Origin of the sequence: Halorubrum sp. AD140 (assembly GCF_034497445.1) — an archaeon.
Classification (GTDB): Archaea; Halobacteriota; Halobacteria; order Halobacteriales; family Haloferacaceae; genus Halorubrum.
In genome coordinates, this window is record NZ_JAXRUU010000057.1 from 1 (window position 1) to 19621 (window position 19621).

Annotated in this window: 20 protein-coding genes; 12 read left to right on the forward strand and 8 right to left on the reverse strand. The window is 71.8% G+C overall.

Annotated elements, in window-relative coordinates:
- The 4 genes from U4E84_RS13075 to U4E84_RS13090 all read left to right on the forward strand — a co-directional run.
- Positions 1-417 (forward strand): Hsp70 family protein (locus tag U4E84_RS13075; RefSeq protein ID WP_322532540.1); only part of this gene is annotated, 417 nt, incomplete at its 5' end.
- A 153-nt stretch (positions 418-570) separates the two neighbouring features.
- On the forward strand, positions 571-1725 hold the full coding sequence (gene dnaJ, locus U4E84_RS13080; protein ID WP_322532541.1) for a molecular chaperone DnaJ: 1155 nt from the start codon (positions 571-573) through the stop codon (positions 1723-1725).
- A 92-nt stretch (positions 1726-1817) separates the two neighbouring features.
- A complete protein-coding gene (locus tag U4E84_RS13085) occupies positions 1818-2138 on the forward strand; it encodes a cupin domain-containing protein (protein ID WP_322532542.1) in 321 nt (106 codons plus the stop codon).
- 77 nt (positions 2139-2215) lie between these two features.
- Complete coding sequence (locus U4E84_RS13090; protein WP_322532543.1) at positions 2216-2959, forward strand: hypothetical protein; 744 nt, start codon at positions 2216-2218, stop codon at positions 2957-2959.
- Positions 2960-3051: 92 nt separating this feature from the next.
- Here U4E84_RS13090 and U4E84_RS13095 read toward each other — a convergent pair whose 3' ends face one another.
- Positions 3052-4974, reverse strand: coding sequence for an ABC transporter substrate-binding protein (locus U4E84_RS13095; RefSeq protein ID WP_322532544.1), 1923 nt, complete (start codon positions 4972-4974; stop codon positions 3052-3054).
- A gap of 217 nt (positions 4975-5191) precedes the next feature.
- Between U4E84_RS13095 and U4E84_RS13100 the strand changes: the two genes are divergently transcribed.
- On the forward strand, positions 5192-5689 hold the full coding sequence (locus tag U4E84_RS13100; protein WP_322532545.1) for an NYN domain-containing protein: 498 nt from the start codon (positions 5192-5194) through the stop codon (positions 5687-5689).
- A 17-nt stretch (positions 5690-5706) separates the two neighbouring features.
- Here U4E84_RS13100 and U4E84_RS13105 read toward each other — a convergent pair whose 3' ends face one another.
- Genes U4E84_RS13105 through dapA form a run of 6 tightly spaced genes read right to left on the reverse strand, consistent with a single transcriptional unit; the run spans position 5707 to position 11999 of the window.
- On the reverse strand, positions 5707-6921 hold the full coding sequence (locus U4E84_RS13105) for a M20/M25/M40 family metallo-hydrolase (protein WP_322532546.1): 1215 nt from the start codon (positions 6919-6921) through the stop codon (positions 5707-5709).
- Positions 6918-7883, reverse strand: coding sequence for a diaminopimelate epimerase (gene dapF / locus U4E84_RS13110; protein WP_322532547.1), 966 nt, complete (start codon positions 7881-7883; stop codon positions 6918-6920). The genes U4E84_RS13105 and dapF overlap by 4 nt, the downstream gene beginning before the upstream one ends.
- Positions 7880-9310 carry a diaminopimelate decarboxylase gene (locus tag U4E84_RS13115; RefSeq protein WP_322532548.1) on the reverse strand — a complete coding sequence of 477 codons (1431 nt, stop codon included), beginning with the start codon at positions 9308-9310 and terminating at the stop codon, positions 7880-7882. The genes dapF and U4E84_RS13115 overlap by 4 nt, the downstream gene beginning before the upstream one ends.
- On the reverse strand, positions 9307-10146 hold the full coding sequence (locus U4E84_RS13120; protein ID WP_322532549.1) for a 2,3,4,5-tetrahydropyridine-2,6-dicarboxylate N-succinyltransferase: 840 nt from the start codon (positions 10144-10146) through the stop codon (positions 9307-9309). Before U4E84_RS13120 ends, U4E84_RS13115 begins: the two co-directional genes overlap by 4 nt.
- 57 nt (positions 10147-10203) lie before the next feature.
- Positions 10204-11004 carry a 4-hydroxy-tetrahydrodipicolinate reductase gene (gene dapB, locus U4E84_RS13125; RefSeq protein ID WP_322532550.1) on the reverse strand — a complete coding sequence of 267 codons (801 nt, stop codon included), beginning with the start codon at positions 11002-11004 and terminating at the stop codon, positions 10204-10206.
- On the reverse strand, positions 11001-11999 hold the full coding sequence (dapA, locus tag U4E84_RS13130) for a 4-hydroxy-tetrahydrodipicolinate synthase (RefSeq protein ID WP_322532551.1): 999 nt from the start codon (positions 11997-11999) through the stop codon (positions 11001-11003). The genes dapB and dapA overlap by 4 nt, the downstream gene beginning before the upstream one ends.
- A 309-nt stretch (positions 12000-12308) precedes the next feature.
- On the opposite strand from dapA, the gene U4E84_RS13135 reads away from it, so the two are divergent.
- From U4E84_RS13135 to aroE, 7 genes are all read left to right on the forward strand, one after another.
- A complete protein-coding gene (locus U4E84_RS13135) occupies positions 12309-13226 on the forward strand; it encodes an HD domain-containing protein (RefSeq protein ID WP_322532552.1) in 918 nt (305 codons plus the stop codon).
- A gap of 75 nt (positions 13227-13301) precedes the next feature.
- Positions 13302-13808 (forward strand): PUA domain-containing protein, encoded by a 507-nt coding sequence (locus tag U4E84_RS13140; RefSeq protein WP_322532553.1) that lies wholly within the window; start codon positions 13302-13304, stop codon positions 13806-13808.
- A 62-nt stretch (positions 13809-13870) separates the two neighbouring features.
- Complete coding sequence (locus U4E84_RS13145; RefSeq protein ID WP_322532555.1) at positions 13871-14596, forward strand: 2,5-diamino-6-(ribosylamino)-4(3H)-pyrimidinone 5'-phosphate reductase; 726 nt, start codon at positions 13871-13873, stop codon at positions 14594-14596.
- A gap of 268 nt (positions 14597-14864) precedes the next feature.
- Complete coding sequence (locus U4E84_RS13150) at positions 14865-15788, forward strand: coiled-coil protein (protein ID WP_322532556.1); 924 nt, start codon at positions 14865-14867, stop codon at positions 15786-15788.
- 161 nt (positions 15789-15949) lie between these two features.
- On the forward strand, positions 15950-16885 hold the full coding sequence (gene sppA, locus U4E84_RS13155; RefSeq protein ID WP_322532557.1) for a signal peptide peptidase SppA: 936 nt from the start codon (positions 15950-15952) through the stop codon (positions 16883-16885).
- A 47-nt stretch (positions 16886-16932) separates the two neighbouring features.
- Positions 16933-18063 carry a DUF373 family protein gene (locus U4E84_RS13160; protein WP_322532558.1) on the forward strand — a complete coding sequence of 377 codons (1131 nt, stop codon included), beginning with the start codon at positions 16933-16935 and terminating at the stop codon, positions 18061-18063.
- Positions 18064-18132: 69 nt separating this feature from the next.
- On the forward strand, positions 18133-18957 hold the full coding sequence (gene aroE, locus U4E84_RS13165; RefSeq protein WP_322532559.1) for a shikimate dehydrogenase: 825 nt from the start codon (positions 18133-18135) through the stop codon (positions 18955-18957).
- 32 nt (positions 18958-18989) lie between these two features.
- Here the strand turns inward: aroE and U4E84_RS13170 are convergent, their stop codons facing one another.
- Positions 18990-19448, reverse strand: a complete 459-nt coding sequence (locus U4E84_RS13170; RefSeq protein ID WP_322532560.1) for a transporter — start codon at positions 19446-19448, stop codon at positions 18990-18992.
- Positions 19449-19621 lie beyond the last annotated feature (173 nt).

Below are 19621 nucleotides of genomic sequence, written 5' to 3' on the forward strand. Positions count from 1 at the left end.
GCCCGCCGCGAGCGGATCGAGGCCCGAAACGAGGCCGAGACGACGATCCAGCGCGCCGAGACCCTCTTAGAGGAGAACGAGGAGGAGCTCGACGACGACGATCTCGTCGCCGACATCGAGGACGCGATCGAGGACGTCGAGGCTGTCCTCGAAGCGGAGGACGCCGACACCGAGGAGATCGAGGACGCCACGGAGGCGCTCACGACGGAGCTCCAGGAGATCGGCAAGCGGATGTACGAGGGACAGGCCGCGCAGGCCGGACCCGGCGGCGCGGGCGGCGCGGCCGGCGGTCCCGGCGGCATGGGCGGCGCGGCCGGTCCCGGCGGCGCGGCGGGCCCCGGCGGTGCGAGCGCCGACGGCGACGACGAGGAGTATGTCGACGCCGACTTCGAGGACGTTGATGAGAACGACGAGTAGTCGTTCTCATCAGCCAACCAGAACTGCGTCGCAGTTCTGGTGACGTGGACGACGACGAGGAGTAGTCGCGCCGTCCGGTTCCGCTTCGCGGCGCCCGCGGACGGACCCCTTAACACGATCCGGCCACGAACGACCCAACAACGAACGTAACGCATGAGCGAGAACTTCTACGACGTCCTCGGCGTGTCGCGGGACGCCAGCGAGGAGGAGATCAAGAAGGCGTACCGCAAGCAGGCCGCCGAACACCACCCCGACGTCAGCGACGACGACGACGCCGAGGAACGGTTCAAGAAGATCCAGAAGGCCAAGGAGGTGCTCACCGACGAGCAGAAGCGCCGGCAGTACGACCAGCTCGGCCACGACCGCTTCACCGAGGCCGACAAGCGCGGCGCGACCGGCGGCGGTCCCGGCGGCGCGGGGGGTCCCGGCGGGCCGTTCGGCGGTGCCGGCGGCGCTGGCGGCTTCGAGGACATCTTCAACCAGTTCTTCGGCGGGGGCGGCGGCCGCGGCGGCGGCGGCAACCGACCGCGTCAGGGAAAGGACCTCCGGACGGGGCTCACGATAGACCTCCAGGAGGCGTTCGAGGGCGCGACGAAGGAGGTCACGCTGACCCGACCGACGACCTGCGGCGCCTGCGACGGGGCGGGCCACCCCCCGGACGCCGACGTCGAGACCTGTCCGCAGTGTAACGGTCGGGGACAGGTCCAGCAGGTCCAGCAGACGCCGCTCGGCCGCGTCCAGCAGACCTCGACGTGCCCGCGCTGTGAGGGAGAGGGCGAACTGTACAGCGAGGACTGCGTCGACTGCGGCGGCGACGGCGTCGTCCGCGAGGAGGCGACCCTCTCCGTGGAGATACCGGCGGGGATCCGCTCCGGCCAGAGCCTCCGAATGGAGCGCGAGGGCGCCCCCGGCGAGAACGGCGGGCCCAACGGCGACCTCCTGATCGAGGTCGACGTCGACGTCGGCGACCGGTTCGAGCGCGACGGCGACGACCTCCGCGTGACGGAGGCGATCTCCTTCCCGCAGGCCGTCTTCGGCGACACGATCGCGGTCGAGACGGTCGACGGCACCGTGGAGATGGACGTCCCCGCCGGCACCCAGAGCGGCGAGACGTTCCGGCTGGAGGGGAAGGGGATGCCCCGGCTCCGGCGGCGCGGCCGCGGCGACCTCTACGTGCAGGTGGCCGTCGTGGTCCCCGACTCGCTGAACGACGAGCAGCGCGAGGCGCTGGAGGCGTTCGCCGAGGCAGGCGGCGAGGACGTCGACGTCGGCGGCGGCTTCTTCGAGAAGCTGAAGAGCTCCTTCTGACGGCGACGGGTCCCGAATCGCGTCCCGCGCCGGCCGACGACGCGGCGTCTCCCACCCGTAGCTTTTCCGGGGAGCGACGCGTACCGAGCGACATGGGCTACGACACCGTCACCTACGACGAGGTGGAACCGCGCGCGCCGGGCATGTACTTCCTCCGCGACGTGCTCGACTGCGAGAACCTCGGCGTGACCGTCGTCGAGGCCGACGACGGCTGGGAGGGGATGGAACACGACCACGCCGACGCCGGCGAGGAGGAGGTGTACGTGCTGCTCCACGGCGCGGCGACGCTGACCGTCGACGGCGAGGCCGTCGAGCTCGGCCCCGGAGACGCGGTCCGAGTCGACCCCGACGCCGAGCGCGAGCTGGCCTTCTCCGCCGACGGCTCGCGGATGGTAATCGCGGGCGCCCCCTGAGTCTGACCGCGCCGTCGGTTGCCCGCCCCACCGTCACACTCCTCGCGCTTAAGTCACGGCCGCGCTGAGCCTCGGGCATGGACGTCGTCGGCGATCTCCTCGCACGCGACCGGCGGAGCCGCGCCACCGCGCTCGTCACGCCCGACGGCCGCGAGCGCACGTACCGCGACCTCATCACCAACGCGTACAAGGCCGCGAACGTGTTTCGGTACCTCGGCGCGCGAGCGGGATCGACCGTCGCCGTCGAGCCGGCGCCCGGACTCCACACGACCCTCGGTTTCCTCGGCGCGGCCGGGGTGGGCGCCCCGGTCCGCTTCGATCCCGCGGCGGGGATCGAGCGCGGCGACCGCGTCGTCCTCGTCGACGTCGCCGACGAGGCGGCGACCGAGCCGGCACCCGGCACCGGCCTCGCCGCCTTCGGCGGCCCGCCGGAGCGCCCCGAGACGACACACTGGGAACAGGAGCTGTGGAGCGAGAACCCCGGCACGCCGCCGAGCGCGGTCGGCCCCGACGACCCCGTGGTTCGCGGGTCGGACGGGAGCGAGTCGAACCGAACCGGCGACGTGTCCCACCGCGCGCTCCTGGAGGCGGCCGCGTCGGTCGTCGACGCGCGGGGGCTCGGACCGGGAGACCGCGTCCGACTCCGCGGCGACCTCGCCGATCCGCGAGCGCTGGCCGCCGGCGTCGTCGCGCCGCTCGCGGCCGGCGCGACGAGCGTCCTCGCGGGCGCTCAGCCGGCGGGCACCGAGCCGACCGTGACAGTGGACGGGGGAAACGGCGACCCGCGACCGGTGACGCTTCCGTCGGTCGGCGGTCCGTAGGTCGGTAACGCGAGCGCGGCTCCACCCGCCGCTCGGTCGTCGGCCGCATCGTCTGCTGTCGTGAGGGGTGCGGTGAGTACGGGCGGGGTGTCCTACTCGTATCTCCAGGCCGGCAGGTCCCAGCCGTTCGAGAAGTTCTCGACGGGACCGACGAGCCCCTCGCGATAGCCGACCGTACTGTCGGGGAACGCGAGCATGATGTACGGCTGCTCTTCCGCGAGATTGGCGAACAGCTCGACGAGGGCGTCCGTCAGTTCCTCCTCGCTGGTCGCCTGCCGGGCGTCCCCGAACAGCGCCCGCGCGTCGAACTCGGGGTAGTAGCCGACCGGGTTGTAGGACGCGGTCGCTCCGTCGAAGAACGCGTCGTTGATGATCGGATTCCGCGGGTAGGTGTTCAGTCCGAACACGACCTCCATGTCCCAGTCCTCGGCGGCCGTGACGGTGCGCGGACCGGGGTTGGTCGGGCCCGGCGAGGTCCACTCTACCTCCTCGCCGTCCACCTCGTCGACGAGCACGTCCGGGACCTCGGTGACCTCGCCCTCGTCGTTCGTCTCGGGCGTCGGGAAGTCGCTCGCAGTCCAGTACTCCTCGGTGAACCGCGCGCCGTCGACGGCCTCGACGCTCGCGTCGATGCCGAGGTTCGCGCCGAGCTCCTCCGCGACGAACTCGGCCGTGAGCCGTTCGGTCTCCTGACCGACGCTGTGGTAGATGTCGAGCTCGACCCGGTTGCCGTCGGGATCGACCATCTCCTCGCCGTCGAAGCCGTAGTCGTACGCGGACCGGTCGAACGCCTCCCGTGCCAGCTCGCGGGCGAACTCGCCGCCGTATCGGTCGCCGACGCCGAACCGCGGGACCTCCTCTTCCGGCGGGTAGAACTCGCTGAAGCGAGGCTGCCAGGTGAAGTGCGTCTCGGCGAAGCCGCGGAAGACGTCCTCGATGAGGTCCTCCTTGCCGATCGCGGCGGCCATCGCCTGCCGGAACTCCACGTGCCGGAACATGTTGCCCGGCCCGGTCGTCCAGCCGTTGTCGCGCATGTTGACGGACACCTTCTCGTTGTACGGCTGCGGGATCCGGTTGACGTAGATCTCCTCGCTCTCCCGGTACTCCCGGACGCGCTCGGGCGGGACGGCCGCGGAGTCGACCGCCCCCGTCTCCAGCGCGCCGAGCCGGGACGCCTGCTCGCCGAGCACCCGGATCTCCGACCCCTCGAAGTACGGCGCGTCGCCGAAGGCGTCCGGGAGGCCGTCGGCGTCCCGGAGGTAGTAGTCGTCGTTCCGGCTGTACCGGGTCCCGCCGTCGCGTTCCCACTCGTCGAGGACGTAGGGGCCGAGGTTCCCGGAGAACTGGAGCTCGAGCAGCTCCTCGTCCTCTCGGAGCCCCTCGCGGTCCTCCTCCTCGACGTACGGTTCGAGGAGGTCCTGCGGAATGGGGTACAGGAGCGGGTCGAAGCTCTCCGGCCAGAGGAGCGACGGGCTGGCGAGCGTGGCCTGAAACTCGTACTCGCCGGTCGCTTCCACCTCCACGCCCCGCCAGCTGGCCGACGCCACCGAGTCCGCCCAGTCGCTCTGGTGGACCTCCCGGATCAGGTACACGAAGTCGCTCGCCGTCACCTCGCCGTACGGCTCGCTGAACTGGAGGCCCTCGCGAACCTCGAACGTCCACACCTCGCCCCCGTCCGTGGACATGTCGTAGAGCAGCGGGACGTACTCGTTGTCCTCGTCGAACGTGTACCCCTGATCGAGCGCGCGGGCGATCGCGTTGCCGGCGCCGTTCTCGTCGTTGTAGATCGGGTTCAGCGTCTCGAACGAGGCCGCGGCGGCCGTCGCGTACACGTCGCCGTCGGTCTCGCCGCCGTCGAACGCCTCGCCGTTCGAGTCGTCGGTAGCGTCCCCGGAGCCGCCGCCGCTGCTCGAACACCCCGCGAGCGCGGTCGCGCCGCCGCTGCCGAGCACGGAGAGCCACTGTCGTCGGCCCAGCCGCCCGGGGTCGTCGCCGCTGTCGTCAGTGTCCCGCATACCATGACGAAGTGAGAACATCCAGTATATATAATTTTTCTTATATTCCTGTATCAGTTTGAAAGTCGACTACGTATTCGGTATGAATGCTCATATCGGTCTAGATTATAAAAGATCCGTCATAGATCAGCGCCCCGCAACGCGGCGGGGCAGCGCGGGGCGTCGGTCGCCAGTCGGGATCCCAAAGCCCCTAAGCCGGGGCGGCGAACGACGCGATATGACCGAGATCCATCCCGACCAGCGCGTCGCGGTGCTCGCCGACTCGCAGAACCTGTACCACTCCGCACAGAGCTTCTACTCGCAGAACATCGACTACTCGGGCCTGTTGGAGGCGGCGGTGGGCGACCGGGCGCTCGTCCGCGCCATCGCGTACGTGATCCGCGCTGACTCCCCCGAGGAGGAGAGCTTCTTCGAGGCGCTCCGCGACATCGGCTTCGAGACGAAGATCAAGGACATCAAGACGTTCGCCGACGGCTCGAAGAAGGCCGACTGGGACCTCGGGATGAGCCTCGACGCGGTGTCGCTCGCCAGCCACGTCGACACGGTCGTGCTCTGCACCGGCGACGGTGACTTCGCCCGCCTCTGCTCGCACCTCCGCCACGAGGGCGTCCGCGTCGAGGCGATGGGCTTCGGCAACTCCGCCGCCGACGAGCTGATCGATGCCGCCGACGACTTCGTCGACCTCGCGGAAGACGAGGAGACGTTCCTCCTGTAGCCGGGTCGCCGTCCGCGTCAGCCCGCCGTCGCGTCCGCATCGCCGAGGAGCCCCGTTATCGACCGCTCGACCGTCTCGGCGGCCGCCTCCACCTCTCGGACCCGGACGTACTCGCGCTCGGCGTGGGCGACCGCCCCCGCGTCGTCGGCGAGGTCGCCGGGGCCGAACACGACCGTCGGCGCGGGCGCGAAGTACGACGCCTCCGTCGCCGCGCCGAAGGGGCGCACCGCGCCGCCGCGGCCGGGCGGGAGCCCGACCGACTCCCCGACGTCCCGCGCCGCGCTCGCGACCGTCTCGACCAGCTCGTGGTCGGGGTCGGTCGAGAACGCCTCGAAGAACGGCGACTCCCGGTCCGTCAGCGCGACGTCGACGCCGACGTCGTCGGGCACCCGCGCCCGCACCGCGTTCGCGAGCGACGACCGGAACCCCTCCGCCGTCTCCGGCGGGACGCTCCGTCGGTCGACGGTGATCGCGCACTCCGCGGGCACCTGGTTCGTCGCCGCGCCGCCCTCGATGACGGTCGGCGTGAGCTTCGGCGGACCGAGCTGCGGGTGATCGTCGGCGTCCGCGTCGAAGGTCCGGACCGCCGCGAGCGCGCCCTCGGCGGCCGCGACCGCGTTCGCGCCCGCGAACTCCGCGGCGTGGGCGGCGACGCCCGACAGCTCGACGGTCCCCTGGAACCGCCCCTTCGCGGCGGTACAGGCGTCGAGCCCGGTCGGCTCGCCGACCAGGAACAGGTCGCCGTCTAGCCGGTCTTCCGTCCCGGGCGACCGCCCGGTCAGCGCCGCCGCACCGAGCGACAGCGTCTCCTCGTCGGGAGTGAGCGCGAGGGTGAGTCGCCCGCGAGCCGGCTCGGCCCCGAGGAACCCCGCGAGCAGCGCCGCGAGCGGTCCCTTCGCGTCGCAGGCGCCGCGTCCGCGGATCACCTCGCCGAGGCCCTCGCCGTCAGGTGCGGCCCCCAATCGCTCGTCCTCGCGGGCCTCCCCGCGCTCGAAGGGGACGTGCGGCGTCACCGTGTCGAGGTGGGTGTTCGCCACGAGATGCGGCCCCGCGTCGGGCGCGGGCGAGCGCTTCGTCGCGAGCACGCAGCCGCCGGCGACGACCTCGCTCTCGACGCCGAACCGGTCCAGCGTCTCGACGACGAGCTCGCGGGTCTCGTCGACAGACTCGTGAGAGGGCGTCCGAACGGCGGTCTCGAGGAAGGAGACGGGGTCGAACGACGGGCGGCTCATCGCGGGTCGGCCGGCAGCGTCCCGGAGAACTCGTGGGCGACCGGACCGGTCAGCGTCGCGTGGCCCCGGTCGGGGACCGTGATCTCCAGCTCGCCGCCCGGCGGGCGGCTCACGGCCGACTCGCCCTCGATCAGGCCGAGCCGGCGGGCGGCGGCGACGACCGCCACCGCGCCGGTGCCGCAGGAGCGGGTCTCCCCCTCGACGCCGCGCTCGAAGGTGCGCTGGTCCAGGACCGCGGGACCGTCGCCGCTCCCGTCGTCGACGACGGCCGCGAGGTTCACGTTCGCGCCCTCGGGGAAGACGTCGGCGTGCCGGACCGGCGGCGCGACGGCGTCGAGGTCGACCGCGTCGATGCCGTCGGGGTCGTCGCGGCCGCCGTCGACGAACGCGACCGCGTGCGGGACGCCGGTGTCGACGGCCGTGACGGTCAGCCCAGCGACCGGCTCGTCGATCAGGGGCTCGTCCGCGAGCGCGCCGTCGCGGGCGACGGGGACGCGGCGGGGGTCGAACGTCGGCACGCCCATCTCGATGGTGGCCGCGGTCGCGTCCGCGGTCACGGTGGCGCGCCGGGTGCCGGCCTGCGTGTCGATCATGAACTCGTGGTCGCCCGTCCGGTCGTGAGCCCAGCGGGCGACGACGCGCGCGCCGTTGCCGCACATCGTCGCCGTCGAGCCGTCGGGCTGGACGAGCGTCATCACGATCCGGGTCGGACTGAACCGCTCCTCGACGCTCAAGAAGAGGACGCCGTCGGCGCCGCGGTGGCCGGCCTCCCCGTCGCTGCCCGTGACGCCGTCGCCCTCGGCGCCGGCGGCGAAGTCCGCCCCGTCGACGCCCGTCTCGCGGTCGCAGTGCGCGCGCGCGAACGCGGCGCGGTCGCCGACGCTCTGCGCGCTCGCGTCGACGACGAGGAAGTCGTTGCCCGTGCCGTGGTACTTCTCGACCGGGACGGCGTGGGTGCTCATCGGCCTCCCCCCGTCTCCGGCCCGGTCGCCGTTCCCGGCCGGTCGGCCGTCTCCTCGACCGCCGTCAGGTCCGTCAGGGTCTCCCGCCGTCGGGCGATCGTCGCGGTTCCGTCGTCGAGCGCGACCTCCGCCGGCCGCGGTCGTGAGTTGTATTGGCTCGCCATCTCGTATCCGTACGCGCCCGCGATCCCGATCGCGAGGAGGTCCCCGCGGACCGGGTCGGCGAGCGCTCGGTTCGTACAGAGCGTATCGCCGGTCTCACAGATAGGTCCGGCGACCGTGACAGGGGTTGCCTCCCGCTCGTCGGGGGCGGTGGCGTCGCCCCCTCGGTCTCCCCGTCCGCCCCCGAGGTTCCGGATCGGGTGGTACGCGTCGTACATCGCCGGACGCAGCAGGTCCGTCATGCCGGCGTCGACACCGACGACGCGCTCGTCGGGCGTCGGCTTCACCGTGTTCACGCGCGTCAGAAGGACGCCCGCGTCGGCGACGACGTACCGTCCCGGCTCGATCGCGAGGTCGACGCCCGCGGGCAGCGGCGCGACCGCCTCGCGGGTGGCTTCGGCGACCGCCGGGAGGTCGAGCGGGGGCTCGTCCTCCTCGTAGGGGACGCCGAACCCGCCGCCGACGTCGACGTACTCCAGGTCGAGAGGGGCGGGAGCCTCGCCTCCCTCGGGCGCGTCGTCGTCGGGCGCGTCGTCGTCGGGCGCGTCGTCGTCGGGGTCGGCCAGCGCTCGCGCCAGCTCGCCCATCCGCGCGACCAGTTCTCGGTGGCTGTCCAGCTGTTCCGGGTCGATGCCGGAGCCCGCGTGGGCGTGGACCCCAACCACCTCGAAGCGCTCGGCGGCCTCGCGGGCCGCGGCGGCGGCCCGGTCGTACGGGAACCCGAACTTCGCCGCGCCGCCGGTCCGGACCTTCTCGTGGTGGCCCGCGCCGACGCCGGGATTCACTCGGACGCAGACGCGTCCGTCGTAGCCGCGCTCGGCGAGGCGGTTGAGGGTATCGAGCGCTCCGACGGTCACCGTGAGGTCCGGCTCCGCCTCGGCGACGCCGACGACGTAGTCGAGGTCGCGAGCGGGCGGGTTGACCGCGGTGTAGTGGAGCCGCTCGCCGCCGAAGCCGGCCGCGAGGGCGCGGTCCACCTCGCCCGCCGAGGCGCACTCGGCGTCGAGACCGGCCTCGCGGACCGCCTCGAGGACCGCCCGTCCCGTGTGGGCCTTCACGGCGTACCGCACGTCGGCGTCCGGGAACGCGTCGCGCAGGCGCTCGCAGTTCTCCCGGACGCGGTCGAGGTCCTGCACGTAGAGGGGCGTACCGTGCTCCGCCGCGAGGCCGGCGAGCCGGTCGGCGTCCCAGTCGGTCACGCGCCGGACCGGGGGGTTGCCGTCGACGGATTCGTCGGCCGGTCCGCCCGCGTCGCGGTCGCTCATTCGCGGAGCGCGTCCTCCCGCCGCGTCGCCTCCAGCGTGTCCTCCTCGACGTGGGTCGCGACGACGGCGGGCTTGTACGCGCCGCCCTCGAACAGCCCGTGGTCGCCCACGGACGACTCGACCATCCGGGTGAACGCCCGGCGGTCGGCCGGGAGGTGGCCGTAGAGGACCTCCTCCTCGACGAGGTCGTAGACGGGAATCCGAGGGGTGAGCAGGGTGTTCTCGCCGACGATCGAGTTCTCGCCGACGCGGAAGCCGGAGGTGACCCGACAGCCCGCGCCGAGTGAGACGCCGTCCTCGACCACGACGGGCGCGTCCTCGACGGGTTCGAGGACGCCGCCGATCAGCGTGTTGGCCCCGAGCTTCACGTTCTCGCCGAGCTGCGCGCAGGAGCCGACCGTGTCACAGGAGTCGACGAGGGTGCCGTCGCCGACGTGCGCGCCCACGTTGACGAACGCGGGGCTCATCACGATGCAGTCGCTGCCGAGGTACGCGCCGCGGCGGACGACGGTGCCGTCCGGCGTGTTTCGCGTGCCGCGCTCGCCGAGGTCGGCGGTGTCGCGCAGCGGGAGCACGTCGTGGTAGGTGACGCCGCCGTACTCGCGGGGCTCCGTCTCGCGCAGGCCGAAGTTCAGCAGGATCCCTCGCTTGACCCACTCGTTGGCCTCCCAGGTGGTCACGTCGTCCCCGGTCTTCTCGGCGGCGCGGATCTCTCCGGCCTCCAGCGCGGCGAGGAACTCGTCGACCACTGCCGCGTCCTCGTCCGTCGCGTCGGCGGCGGTCAGCCCCTCCTGATAGCGGTCCCACAGGTCGGATACGTCGGCTTCGAGCGTCATTGGATGAAGTATAGATGAGTGTCGGTATTTATTCGTCGATGTGTGTATGTTCGGTGATTATTCACCAGCGTCGTCCGCGTCCAGCACGTCGTCGAACCCGTACCAGCCGGGGTCGCGGCCGGCGAGCCAGGCGGCGGCGTCGAGCGCGCCCTCCGCGAACACCCCGCGGTCGCCGGCGCGGTGCGTGAGTTCGAGCGTCTCGCGGTTGCCCGCCAGGAGCACCTCGTGCTCGCCGGTGACGTCGCCGGCGCGCCGCGCGTGGACCCCGATCTCGCCGGCCTCGCGCGGCGCGTCGCCCTCGCGGCCGTGGACGCGCTCGTCGAGGTCCCCGCGGACCGACTCCACGTCGTCGAGGATCGACTTCGCGGTGCCGGAGGGGGCGTCGCGCTTCCCGTTGTGGTGCGTCTCGGTCAGCTCCACGTCGTAGCCGGGGAGCGCGGCCGCGGCCTCGCGGACCGCCCGGCGGAGCGCGGCGACGCCCCGCGCGAAGTTCGACGCCTTGAGCACCGGGACCTCCCCGCTCGCGGCGCGGAGGCGCTCGGTCTGGGCGTCCACGAACCCGGTCGTGCCGGTGACCATCGGGACGCCCGCGTCGGCGCAGGCCGCGGCGTACGCGACCGCCGATTCGGGGCCGGTGAAGTCGACGAGGACGTCGGGCTCCTCGGCCGCGAGCCGCTCCCCGAGCCGATCGGCGGAGCCGACCTCCACGCCCGCGACGGGGTCGGTCGCGGTGCGGTTGACCGCGACGGCGACGGTGACGCCCCCGCGGTCGACGGCGGCCTCGATCACCTCGCGGCCCATCCGCCCGCCGACGCCGGTGACGGCGATCGACAGGGAGTCGGTCCCGCCGCCGCTCATTCGGCGCCCCCCGCCGCGGGCTCGACGGACTCCGGGTCGACGGCGCCGGGCGCGCTCTCGTCGTACTCGGCCAGCAGCTCGCGAAGGACCGCGCGGCGCTCCTCGGAGAGCCGCGAGAGCGGCGAGCGGACCAGCGGCCCGCCCCGGCCGCGGACGTGCATCGCCTCCTTCACCGGGATCGGGTTCGTCTCGGCGAACAGCTCGCGGACGAGCGGCGAGAGCTCGTGGTGGAGCGCGCGGGCGCGGTCGTAGTCGCCCGAGAGCGCGGCCCCGACCATCGCGCAGGAGCGCTCCGGCTCGACGTTGGCGACGACGCTGATGGTGCCGGTGCCGCCGATAGAGAGGACCGGGAGGGTGAGCCCGTCGTCGCCGGAGAGCACGGAGAAGGACTCCTCGCGGGTGCGCTCGATCACCTCGCTGATGAGGTTGAGGTCGCCCGAGGCGGCCTTGTACCCCTGGACGTTCGGGTGCTCGGCGAGCTCGACGGTGACGTCGACGGGGATCGACTGGCCCGTCCGGCTCGGGACGTTGTAGACGATCTGCGGGAGGTCGACCGCGTCGGCGATCGTCCGGTAGTGGTTCAGAAAGCCCTGCGGCTCCGGCTTGTTGTAGTACGGCGAGATGAGGAGGAGGCCGTCGGCGCCCGCGTCGGCGGCGCGCCGGGAGAGCGAGAGCGCCTCGGCGGTGTTGTTCGAGCCGGTGCCGGCGACGACGGGAATGTCGTCGAGGGCGTCGCGGACCGTCTCGATCACCTCCACGTGCTCGTCGTGGGTCATCGTCGCCGACTCGCCGGTGGAGCCGACGGGGACCACCCCGTCGACGCCCGCGCGCTCGAGGTAGCGGGCGTTGGCGGCGAGCTGTTCGTGGTCGACCTCGTTATCGTCGGTGAACGGCGTCGTCATCGCGGGGTACACCCCCTCGAAGGGCTCGTCGGTCGGTTCTCGGGTCGTCGATTCCTGCGTCGCGTACGGCGTCGTGGTGGTCGTGTCTGTCATGGGTGGGCGGTGGTGGCTGTGTTCGATGTCTTCGTCCGGTCTTCGCTCGGGAGACGAACGGTGCGCGCGGGTCGGGGGTCGTCCGGGACGGGGTCGCCACTCCCGCCGGCGGACGGGTCACGCGCGTTTTTTCGAGAAGAGCCGCGTCGCTGACGGCGTCGGCGAGCCGCGTCCGGACGCGGGTCGGTTCACACCGTCAGTTGTGCGCCTGGGCCGCTTATAGGTTGTGTCTCGGGTCGAAACTGCCGCCCGAGCGGAGGCCGCGTCACGCACATCCTTTTAGGTCGCCGACGCGTCTCCCCTGATCTCATGGCCGATCCCACCGACGCCGACGGTCCGGCGGACGACTCCGACGACGCCGAGCGTCCCGACGACCTCGACGACCTCGACATCGACGAGGACCCCGAGATCGATCCCGATCCCGACGCCGACCGACACGAGTACGACACCGAGAGCGAACACGCCTTCCCGGACGCCCGCCTCAACGAGGTGCTCGAACGGATCGCGTCGGACGAGGAGATCACGGCGTACCTGAAGGCGCAGAACGTCAACCCCGTCGACCGGAAGGGGTACAACGACCACGGCACGAAGCACGTCGAGATCGTCCGGGACCGCGCCCTCCGGCTGTACGACCTGCTGAAGGCCGGCGGCGTCGAGTTCAACGGCGCCCGACAGCAGGGGCTCGACGAGGCCGACGAGCCGGTGATCATCGCGCTCGCGGCGACGCTCCACGACATCGGTCACGTCGTCCACCGGCACGACCACCCCTACTACTCGATCCCGCTCGCGGCCGACCTGCTCGACGACTTCCTCCCCTCGTTCTACGACGTCCCGGACCAGGTGCGCGTGAAAGCGGAGGTGCTCCACGCGATCCTCTGTCACCACACCGAAGAGCAGCCGCTGACGCTGGAGGCCGGCGTCGTCCGGATCGCCGACGGGCTCGACATGGAGCGCGGGCGCTCGCGGGTCCCCTACGAGGAGGGCGGGCGCGGGATCAACACCGTCTCCTCCCAGTCGATCGAGCGAGTCTCGCTGCGGAAGGGCGAGGGAACGCCCGCACAGGTCGTGATCCGGATGAACAACGCCGCCGGCGTCTACCAGGTCGACTCCCTGCTGAAGGCGAAGATCGAGGGGTCGCTGCTTGAGGATCAGATCCGGACGATCGCGATCAACACCCGCAGCAACGGCGACGGGACGGAGCCGATCGTCGACCGGATCGAGCTGTAGTCCGGCGGACCCGTGTCGTGTCGCCCGACCGTCCCGTGTCGTAACGGCTTTGCGCGTCGCCGGGACAGTGCCGGTATGACCGACGCCGACGCGATCGCGGACCTGCGGACCGGCGCCGACTACCAGTTCGGCGCCGGCGCGGGCCGCGCCCTCTTCCCCCCGGACGAGCCGCTGACTCTGCGCCGGTCGAGCGGCGGCCGTCCGCGACAGGTGATCGACGGCGACGTCGACGACACGCCCGGCAGCGCCGAGGGCGACCGCCTCGTCTCGTACGGCACCGACGGGCGCTTCACGCTCGGCGTCGCTGGCGGCCGGCGGCTGCGCGAGGCGTTCGACCCGCCGCGACACCGGGTGGTCGTCGGCGAGGAGAGCGAGCCGTTCGTCCGCGAGGGGCGAAACGCCTTCGCGAAGTTCGTCGTCGCGGCCGACGACGGGATCCGCCCCGGCGACGAGGTGCTCGTCGTCGACGGCGACGACGCGCTGTTCGCGGTCGGCCGCGCGGAGCTCTCCGGCGCGGAGGCCGAGGCGTTCGCGAGCGGGGTCGCCGTCACGGTGCGGAACGGGGTCGGCGACCCGGAGTAGTCCCGCGCCCGACTCCGTTCCCGGACCGAAACGATCATTTCCCGCCGCCGAGACGGGCGCGTATGCACGTGGTCGTCAACGCCGCCCAGAGCGTCGACGGGAAGCTCGCGACGCGACGCCGTGAGCAGCTCCGCATCTCGGGCCCGGAGGACTTCGACCGGGTCGACCGCGTCAGGGCCGCCGCGGACGCGGTGCTCGTGGGCGTCGGGACGGTGCTCGCCGACGACCCGCACCTCACGCTCGACGAGGAGGACCGCCGCGTCCAGCGCCTGCGGAGCGGCCGCCCCGGGAACCCCGCCCGCGTCGTCGTCGACTCTCGGGGGCGGACGCCGACCGACGCCCGGATCCTCGACGACGCGGCGACGACGTACCTGCTCGTCTCGACGGCCGCGACCGAGGAGCGCCGCGAGGCGCTGACGGCGGCCGGCGCGGAGGTCGTCGTCGCCGGAGGCGGCGAAGGAGACGAGGGGAGCGAGGGCGACGCCGAGAGCGACGACGCGAACGGACGCGTCGACCTCGCGGTCGGATTCGAGGAGCTGGCGGATCGCGGCGTCGACCGCCTGATGGTCGAGGGGGGCGGCGAGGTGATCTACTCGTGTTTCGCCGCGGGGCTCGTCGACGAGCTGCACGTGTACGTGGGGTCGATGGTGGTCGGCGGCCGCGACGCCCCGACGCTCGCCGACGGCGAGGGGTTCACGGAGGCGTTCCCGCGGCTGGGTCTGGTCGACACGGACCGGCTCGACGACGGAATCGTGCTCTCGTACGAGGTCCGCGACGACGGTCCGTGAGCGCCCCCGAACCGCTCCCGGACGACATTTTATAAATAGCGATAGGTGTGTGAGCGTTCGCCACGGATCGGCGAGTATACGGCCCGTGCTACCGGGTTACACCCGAATCACCGAAGTATTTATATGTCGGCCGGGGGTAGTATCTGGTACCAGAACGCCTCCGGCGCTGGTGGGATCGCACGCTGAAATGAACGGGAGCTCTTATGAACGGCCTGACGCACGACGGCGAGCGACCGCTACCCCCGGAGCGGTGATGGAGAGATAAAAAATGGTAACGAAAGACGAAGTCATCGAGCAGTACGAGATCGAACCGATGGACGAGGCGGACAACGTGGACCTTTCTGAAGACGACCTGGAGAACGGCTCCAAGGGGCAGCTCATCAAGCGCGCCGGGCAGCTGCGGGACCGACGCAACGAGCTGAACCAGATGGCCTCCGAGCGCGCCTCCAAGCGCGACGACCTCAACGCGAAGACGCGCGAGAAGGTCGACGAGGCCCAGGAACACCGCGAGAAGCGCGACGAGCTCAACGAGCAGGTCCAGGAGCACAAGGACAAGCGAAACGAGCTCAACGCCGAGGCCAACGAGCTGTTCGACGAGGTCGAGGAGCTCAAACAGGACCTGGAGCTCGGCTCCGGCAAGTCGATCGAGCAGCTCAAAGAGGAGATCGAGGACCTGGAGTTCCGCCAGCAGACGGAGGTGCTCGACGCCGAGGACGAGCGCGAGCTCATCGAGAAGATCGACGAGAAGCGCGAGAAGCTCGCCGAGAAGAAGGAGAAGGTCGACGACACCAGCGAGCTCGACGAGCTGGTCGAGGAGGCCGAGGAGGTCCGCTCGGAAGCGTCCCAGCACCACCAGAAGGTGACGGAGCTCGCGGACAAGGCCCAGGAGCACCACAACAACATGATCGAGGCCTACCGCGAGGCCGACGACATCCGCGACGAGGCCGACGAGATGCACGAGCTGTTCGTGGAGGCCCAGGAGGCCGCCGACCGGCACCACGAGGACTTCGTGCGCGTCCAGAAGCGCCTGCGCGAGCTCGACAAGGAGGAGGAGCGCGAGCGCAAGGACGAGCGCGCAGAGAAGCGCGAGGAGGAGAAGGAGGAGGCCGAGGAGATCTACCAGAAGTTCAAGGAGGGCGAGACGCTCGACACCGAGGACCTGATGAAGCTCCAGAAGACCGGTCTGCTCTAGTTCGGCGGTCGAATTTCCCCCGGTTTTGCGGTCGTCTCCGTCCCGCCAGCGACGGCGACGCGCCCGCCGACCCGACCGTCGCCTCGACCGCGTCGTCGACGCCGCTCCCCGCGGCGCTCCGTAGCGCCACGATATAAACGGCCGCGCCCCCAACCGGTGGTATGAAGAATGACGCGCGTTCGGACGGACGGACCCTCCTCGCGGCCGCCGTGATCGGCGCGACGGCGACGGTGGCGGGCGGGCGGATCGTCTCGCGGCTCACCCGCGGGCGGTTCGGCGAGAGCGAGGAGTACAACGTGGCGAAGGTGCGCGTTACCGGGCCGATCCGGCGCGACAAGGGGCGCCCCTCCCCGCTGTCGGGACCGGGCGGCACGACCGCCGACGACGTCGTCGAGCAGATCGAGGCGGCCGACGAGGACGAGGAGGTCGAGGCGCTCGTCGTCGAGCTCAACACGCCCGGCGGCGAGGTGCTTCCGAGCGACGACATCCGGCGCGCGGCCGCCGACTTCGACGGTCCCACGGTCGCGTACGCGACCGACACCTGCGCGTCCGGCGGCTACTGGATCGCAAGCGGCTGCGACGAGCTGTGGGCGCGCGACGCGAGCCTCGTCGGCTCCATCGGCGTCGTCGGCTCTCGGCCGAACGCCGCCGGGCTCGCAGACAAGCTCGGGATCTCCTACGAGCAGTTCACGGCCGGCGAGTACAAGGACGCGGGCGTCCCGCTGCGCGAGATCGAGGAGGACGAGCGGGAGTACCTCCAGGGGATCATCGACGGCTACTACGAGCAGTTCGTCGAGACCGTGAGCGAGGGCCGGGACATGGACCCCGAGACGGTTCGGGAGACGGAGGCGCGCGTCTACCTCGGCACCGACGCCCTCGAGATCGGGCTCGTCGACGAGCTGGGCACCGAAGACGACGTGGAGGCGAGGCTCGAAGAGCTGATCGACGCGGCGCCCGAGGTGCGCGAGTTCACGCCGGAGCGGGGGCTCGTCGAGCGGCTCGGCATCGGCACGCAGCGCGTCGCGTTCGCCGCCGGAAGCGGCGTCGCGAGCGTGTTCGCGGACCAGGGCGGCGACGTGGACGTCGAGCTGCGGTAGGCCCGCCGACGGGGAGCTTTTTATCCGGGCGGATCGAGTGTCGAGACGTGACGACGCTGGTCATCTGCATCGACCGCTCGGGGGCGATCGGTCGGGCCACGAACGTCCCGATGCCGGTCGCCGGCTGGGAGGCGGTCCGGTCGCTCGTCACCGACGCCGGGCTCAGCGACCCGGAGGACGCCAGCGTCAACTGTCTGCTCGAGTCGCTGCGGGTCGCCCGCGACCTCCGCGACGAGCGAGAGGAGGCGGTCGTCGCCGTCGTCTCCGCCGAGAGCGACACCGCCGTCGGCGCAGACCGGTCGATCGCCGCGCAGCTCGACGACCTCGTGGACCGGTACGACCCCCGCGCCGCGGTCGTCGTCGTCGACTCCGCCGAGGACGAGCAGGTCCTCCCGATCGTGGAGTCGCGGATCCCGGTCGACTCCGTCGACCGCGTCGTCGTCCGTCAGGCGCGCGACATCGAGTCGACGTACTACCTGCTCAAGCAGTTCCTCGCCGACGAGCAGCTCCGGTCCACGATCCTCGTCCCGTTCGGGGTCGCGCTGCTGCTGTTTCCCGCGCTGTTCTACTGGTTCTCCGCCGGCGAGGCGGTCGCGGGCGTCGCGGGACTGCTGGGCGCGGCGCTCCTGTACAAGGGGCTCGCGATAGACCGGGTCGTCGCGGGAGTGCCGGAGCGGATCCGCGAGGCGCTGTACGCCGGGCAGGTGTCGATCGTGACGTACGTCGTCGGCGCCGGACTGGCCCTCGTCGGCGGCTTCTTCGGCGTGCTGTCGGCCTCGGACCTCGGGGCCGACGCGCCCCGCGTCGTCGAGGCGATGGAGTTCACCTACGCGGCGGTCCCGTGGTTCGCGGTCGCGGGCGTGACCGCGGCCGTGGGCCGGTTGCTCGACGAGCTGATCCGCGACGAGGGGATCCGGACCCCGTACCTCAACCTCCCGTTCGTCATCGTCGCCGTCTCGCTCGTCGTCCGCGGGTTCGCGGGGTACTTCCTCGCGCAGGAGGCGGTGATCGACCCGTTCGAGATGATCGGGTTCGTCGTGAGTCCCGCCCAGCGGCTCGCGGCGTTCATCGTCGCGGGGATCGTCGTCTCGCTCGTCGGCGTCAGGCTCGCGAGCGACGTGGGGACGGAGACGCTGGAGGACGTCATCGACGGAGAGCGGGAGACGGACGGGGAGTGAGGGCGGAACGCGAGTCGGGGCCCCACGCCGACCGCGCCCCTTTTGTCGGTCGCGGCCGCGTGAGCGCTCATGGACGTGTACGGACTGATCGGGAACCCGGTCGGGCACTCGCTGTCGCCGCCGCTCCACGAGGCGGGCTACGAGGCGCTGGGGATCGACGCGCGCTACGTGACGTTCGAACCGGCCCCGGACGCGGCGGCCGCGGCGGTCGCCGGCGCCGCCGACCTCGGCGTCGCCGGGCTCAACGTCACGGTGCCGTTCAAGCGGGACGTGCTCGACGCGGTCGAGACCGACCCCCTCGCGGCGCGGATCGGCGCGGTCAACACGGTCGACTTCGGGCCGGTTCGCGCCGGCGAAGCCGACCGGCCCCGCGGCTACAACACCGACGCGGCCGGCGTGACGCGGGCGTTCGCACGCCACGACGTGACGCTCGACGGAGCCGACGCGGTCGTCGTCGGAGCCGGCGGCGCGGGGCGGGCCGCGTCGTTCGCGCTGGCCGACGCGGGCGCGAGCGTCCGCGTGGCGAACCGCACCGCCGAGCGCGCCGTCGCGCTCGCGGAGGCCGTCCCGGGCGCCACCGGCGGCGGGCTCGACGACATCGGCGAGCGCGTCGCGAGCGCGGACGTGCTCGTCAACGCGACCAGCGTCGGGATGGAGGATCCGGGGTCGACGCCCGTGCCCGCGGCGCACCTCCACGGCGACCTCGCCGTCCTCGACGCGGTGTACGCGCCGATCGAGACCCGGCTCCTGCGAGAGGCGGCCGACGCGGGCGCGACGACGATCGACGGGGCGTGGATGCTGCTGTTTCAGGGCGTGGAGGCGTTCGAGATCTGGACCGACAGGGAAGCGCCCGTCGACGCGATGAACGCGGCGCTGCGGGCGGAACTGGAGTAATCGCGCGGCGGCGGAAGGGGTGCGTCGCCTCCTTACATAGCACCGGGCGTCGCCAGCAGCCCGGCGGTGACGATCAGCGCCACGGAGAGTCCGGCGGCGCCGTAGAGGAACGGCTTCGCGTCGCGGGCGGGCTCGCGGAGCTTGCCCGCGTCGAGCCCGTCGGCCAGCTTCGAGCCGGCGACCTCAACGAGCCCGGTGCCGACGAACCACAGCCCCAGCATCGTCACCACGAGGTGGCCGCGGGGCGTCCCGGTCAGCGCCTCGAACGGGTACAGCGTCCCGGCCATGTGCCCGCCGGTGAGGACGAACGCGGCCGCGCCGATCCGGGTGCTCCAGCGCAGGCGCCCGACGACCGACCCGAGCGCGTCACCGCCGATGTCGCCGCGGAGCGCTGGCGGGAGGATCGCGAGGCTGACGAACAGCACGCTGCCGACCCAGAGGACGGCGAAGCCGACGTGGACCGACCACATGACGGGGTTGATGACGTTCATACCGCTGGAACGTGCCGGCCACACTTATAAACCGGCGAGACGGAGACGGCGGGTGGTTGCGGCGGAGAGGGTTTTTAAATATCTCGCACGTGTAGCCGCCGGCAATGGCGCTACTCCAGAAGCTCAAAGAGAAGCTCGGATTCGGGAGCCGTTCGGGCGGGCGGGAGTCCGGC

Coding starts and splice junctions, on each gene's coding strand:
- U4E84_RS13095 (WP_322532544.1), bottom strand. CDS start 4,974: ATGCGGGACACTGACGACAGCGGCGACGACCCCGGGCGGCTGGGCCGA.
- dnaJ (WP_322532541.1), top strand. CDS start 571: ATGAGCGAGAACTTCTACGACGTCCTCGGCGTGTCGCGGGACGCCAGC.
- U4E84_RS13135 (WP_322532552.1), top strand. CDS start 12,309: ATGGCCGATCCCACCGACGCCGACGGTCCGGCGGACGACTCCGACGAC.
- U4E84_RS13105 (WP_322532546.1), bottom strand. CDS start 6,921: ATGAGCCGCCCGTCGTTCGACCCCGTCTCCTTCCTCGAGACCGCCGTT.
- U4E84_RS13150 (WP_322532556.1), top strand. CDS start 14,865: ATGGTAACGAAAGACGAAGTCATCGAGCAGTACGAGATCGAACCGATG.
- U4E84_RS13100 (WP_322532545.1), top strand. CDS start 5,192: ATGACCGAGATCCATCCCGACCAGCGCGTCGCGGTGCTCGCCGACTCG.
- U4E84_RS13090 (WP_322532543.1), top strand. CDS start 2,216: ATGGACGTCGTCGGCGATCTCCTCGCACGCGACCGGCGGAGCCGCGCC.
- aroE (WP_322532559.1), top strand. CDS start 18,133: ATGGACGTGTACGGACTGATCGGGAACCCGGTCGGGCACTCGCTGTCG.
- U4E84_RS13115 (WP_322532548.1), bottom strand. CDS start 9,310: ATGAGCGACCGCGACGCGGGCGGACCGGCCGACGAATCCGTCGACGGC.
- dapF (WP_322532547.1), bottom strand. CDS start 7,883: ATGAGCACCCACGCCGTCCCGGTCGAGAAGTACCACGGCACGGGCAAC.
- dapA (WP_322532551.1), bottom strand. CDS start 11,999: ATGACAGACACGACCACCACGACGCCGTACGCGACGCAGGAATCGACG.
- U4E84_RS13140 (WP_322532553.1), top strand. CDS start 13,302: ATGACCGACGCCGACGCGATCGCGGACCTGCGGACCGGCGCCGACTAC.
- U4E84_RS13120 (WP_322532549.1), bottom strand. CDS start 10,146: ATGACGCTCGAAGCCGACGTATCCGACCTGTGGGACCGCTATCAGGAG.
- U4E84_RS13145 (WP_322532555.1), top strand. CDS start 13,871: ATGCACGTGGTCGTCAACGCCGCCCAGAGCGTCGACGGGAAGCTCGCG.
- U4E84_RS13085 (WP_322532542.1), top strand. CDS start 1,818: ATGGGCTACGACACCGTCACCTACGACGAGGTGGAACCGCGCGCGCCG.
- dapB (WP_322532550.1), bottom strand. CDS start 11,004: ATGAGCGGCGGCGGGACCGACTCCCTGTCGATCGCCGTCACCGGCGTC.
- sppA (WP_322532557.1), top strand. CDS start 15,950: ATGAAGAATGACGCGCGTTCGGACGGACGGACCCTCCTCGCGGCCGCC.
- U4E84_RS13170 (WP_322532560.1), bottom strand. CDS start 19,448: ATGAACGTCATCAACCCCGTCATGTGGTCGGTCCACGTCGGCTTCGCC.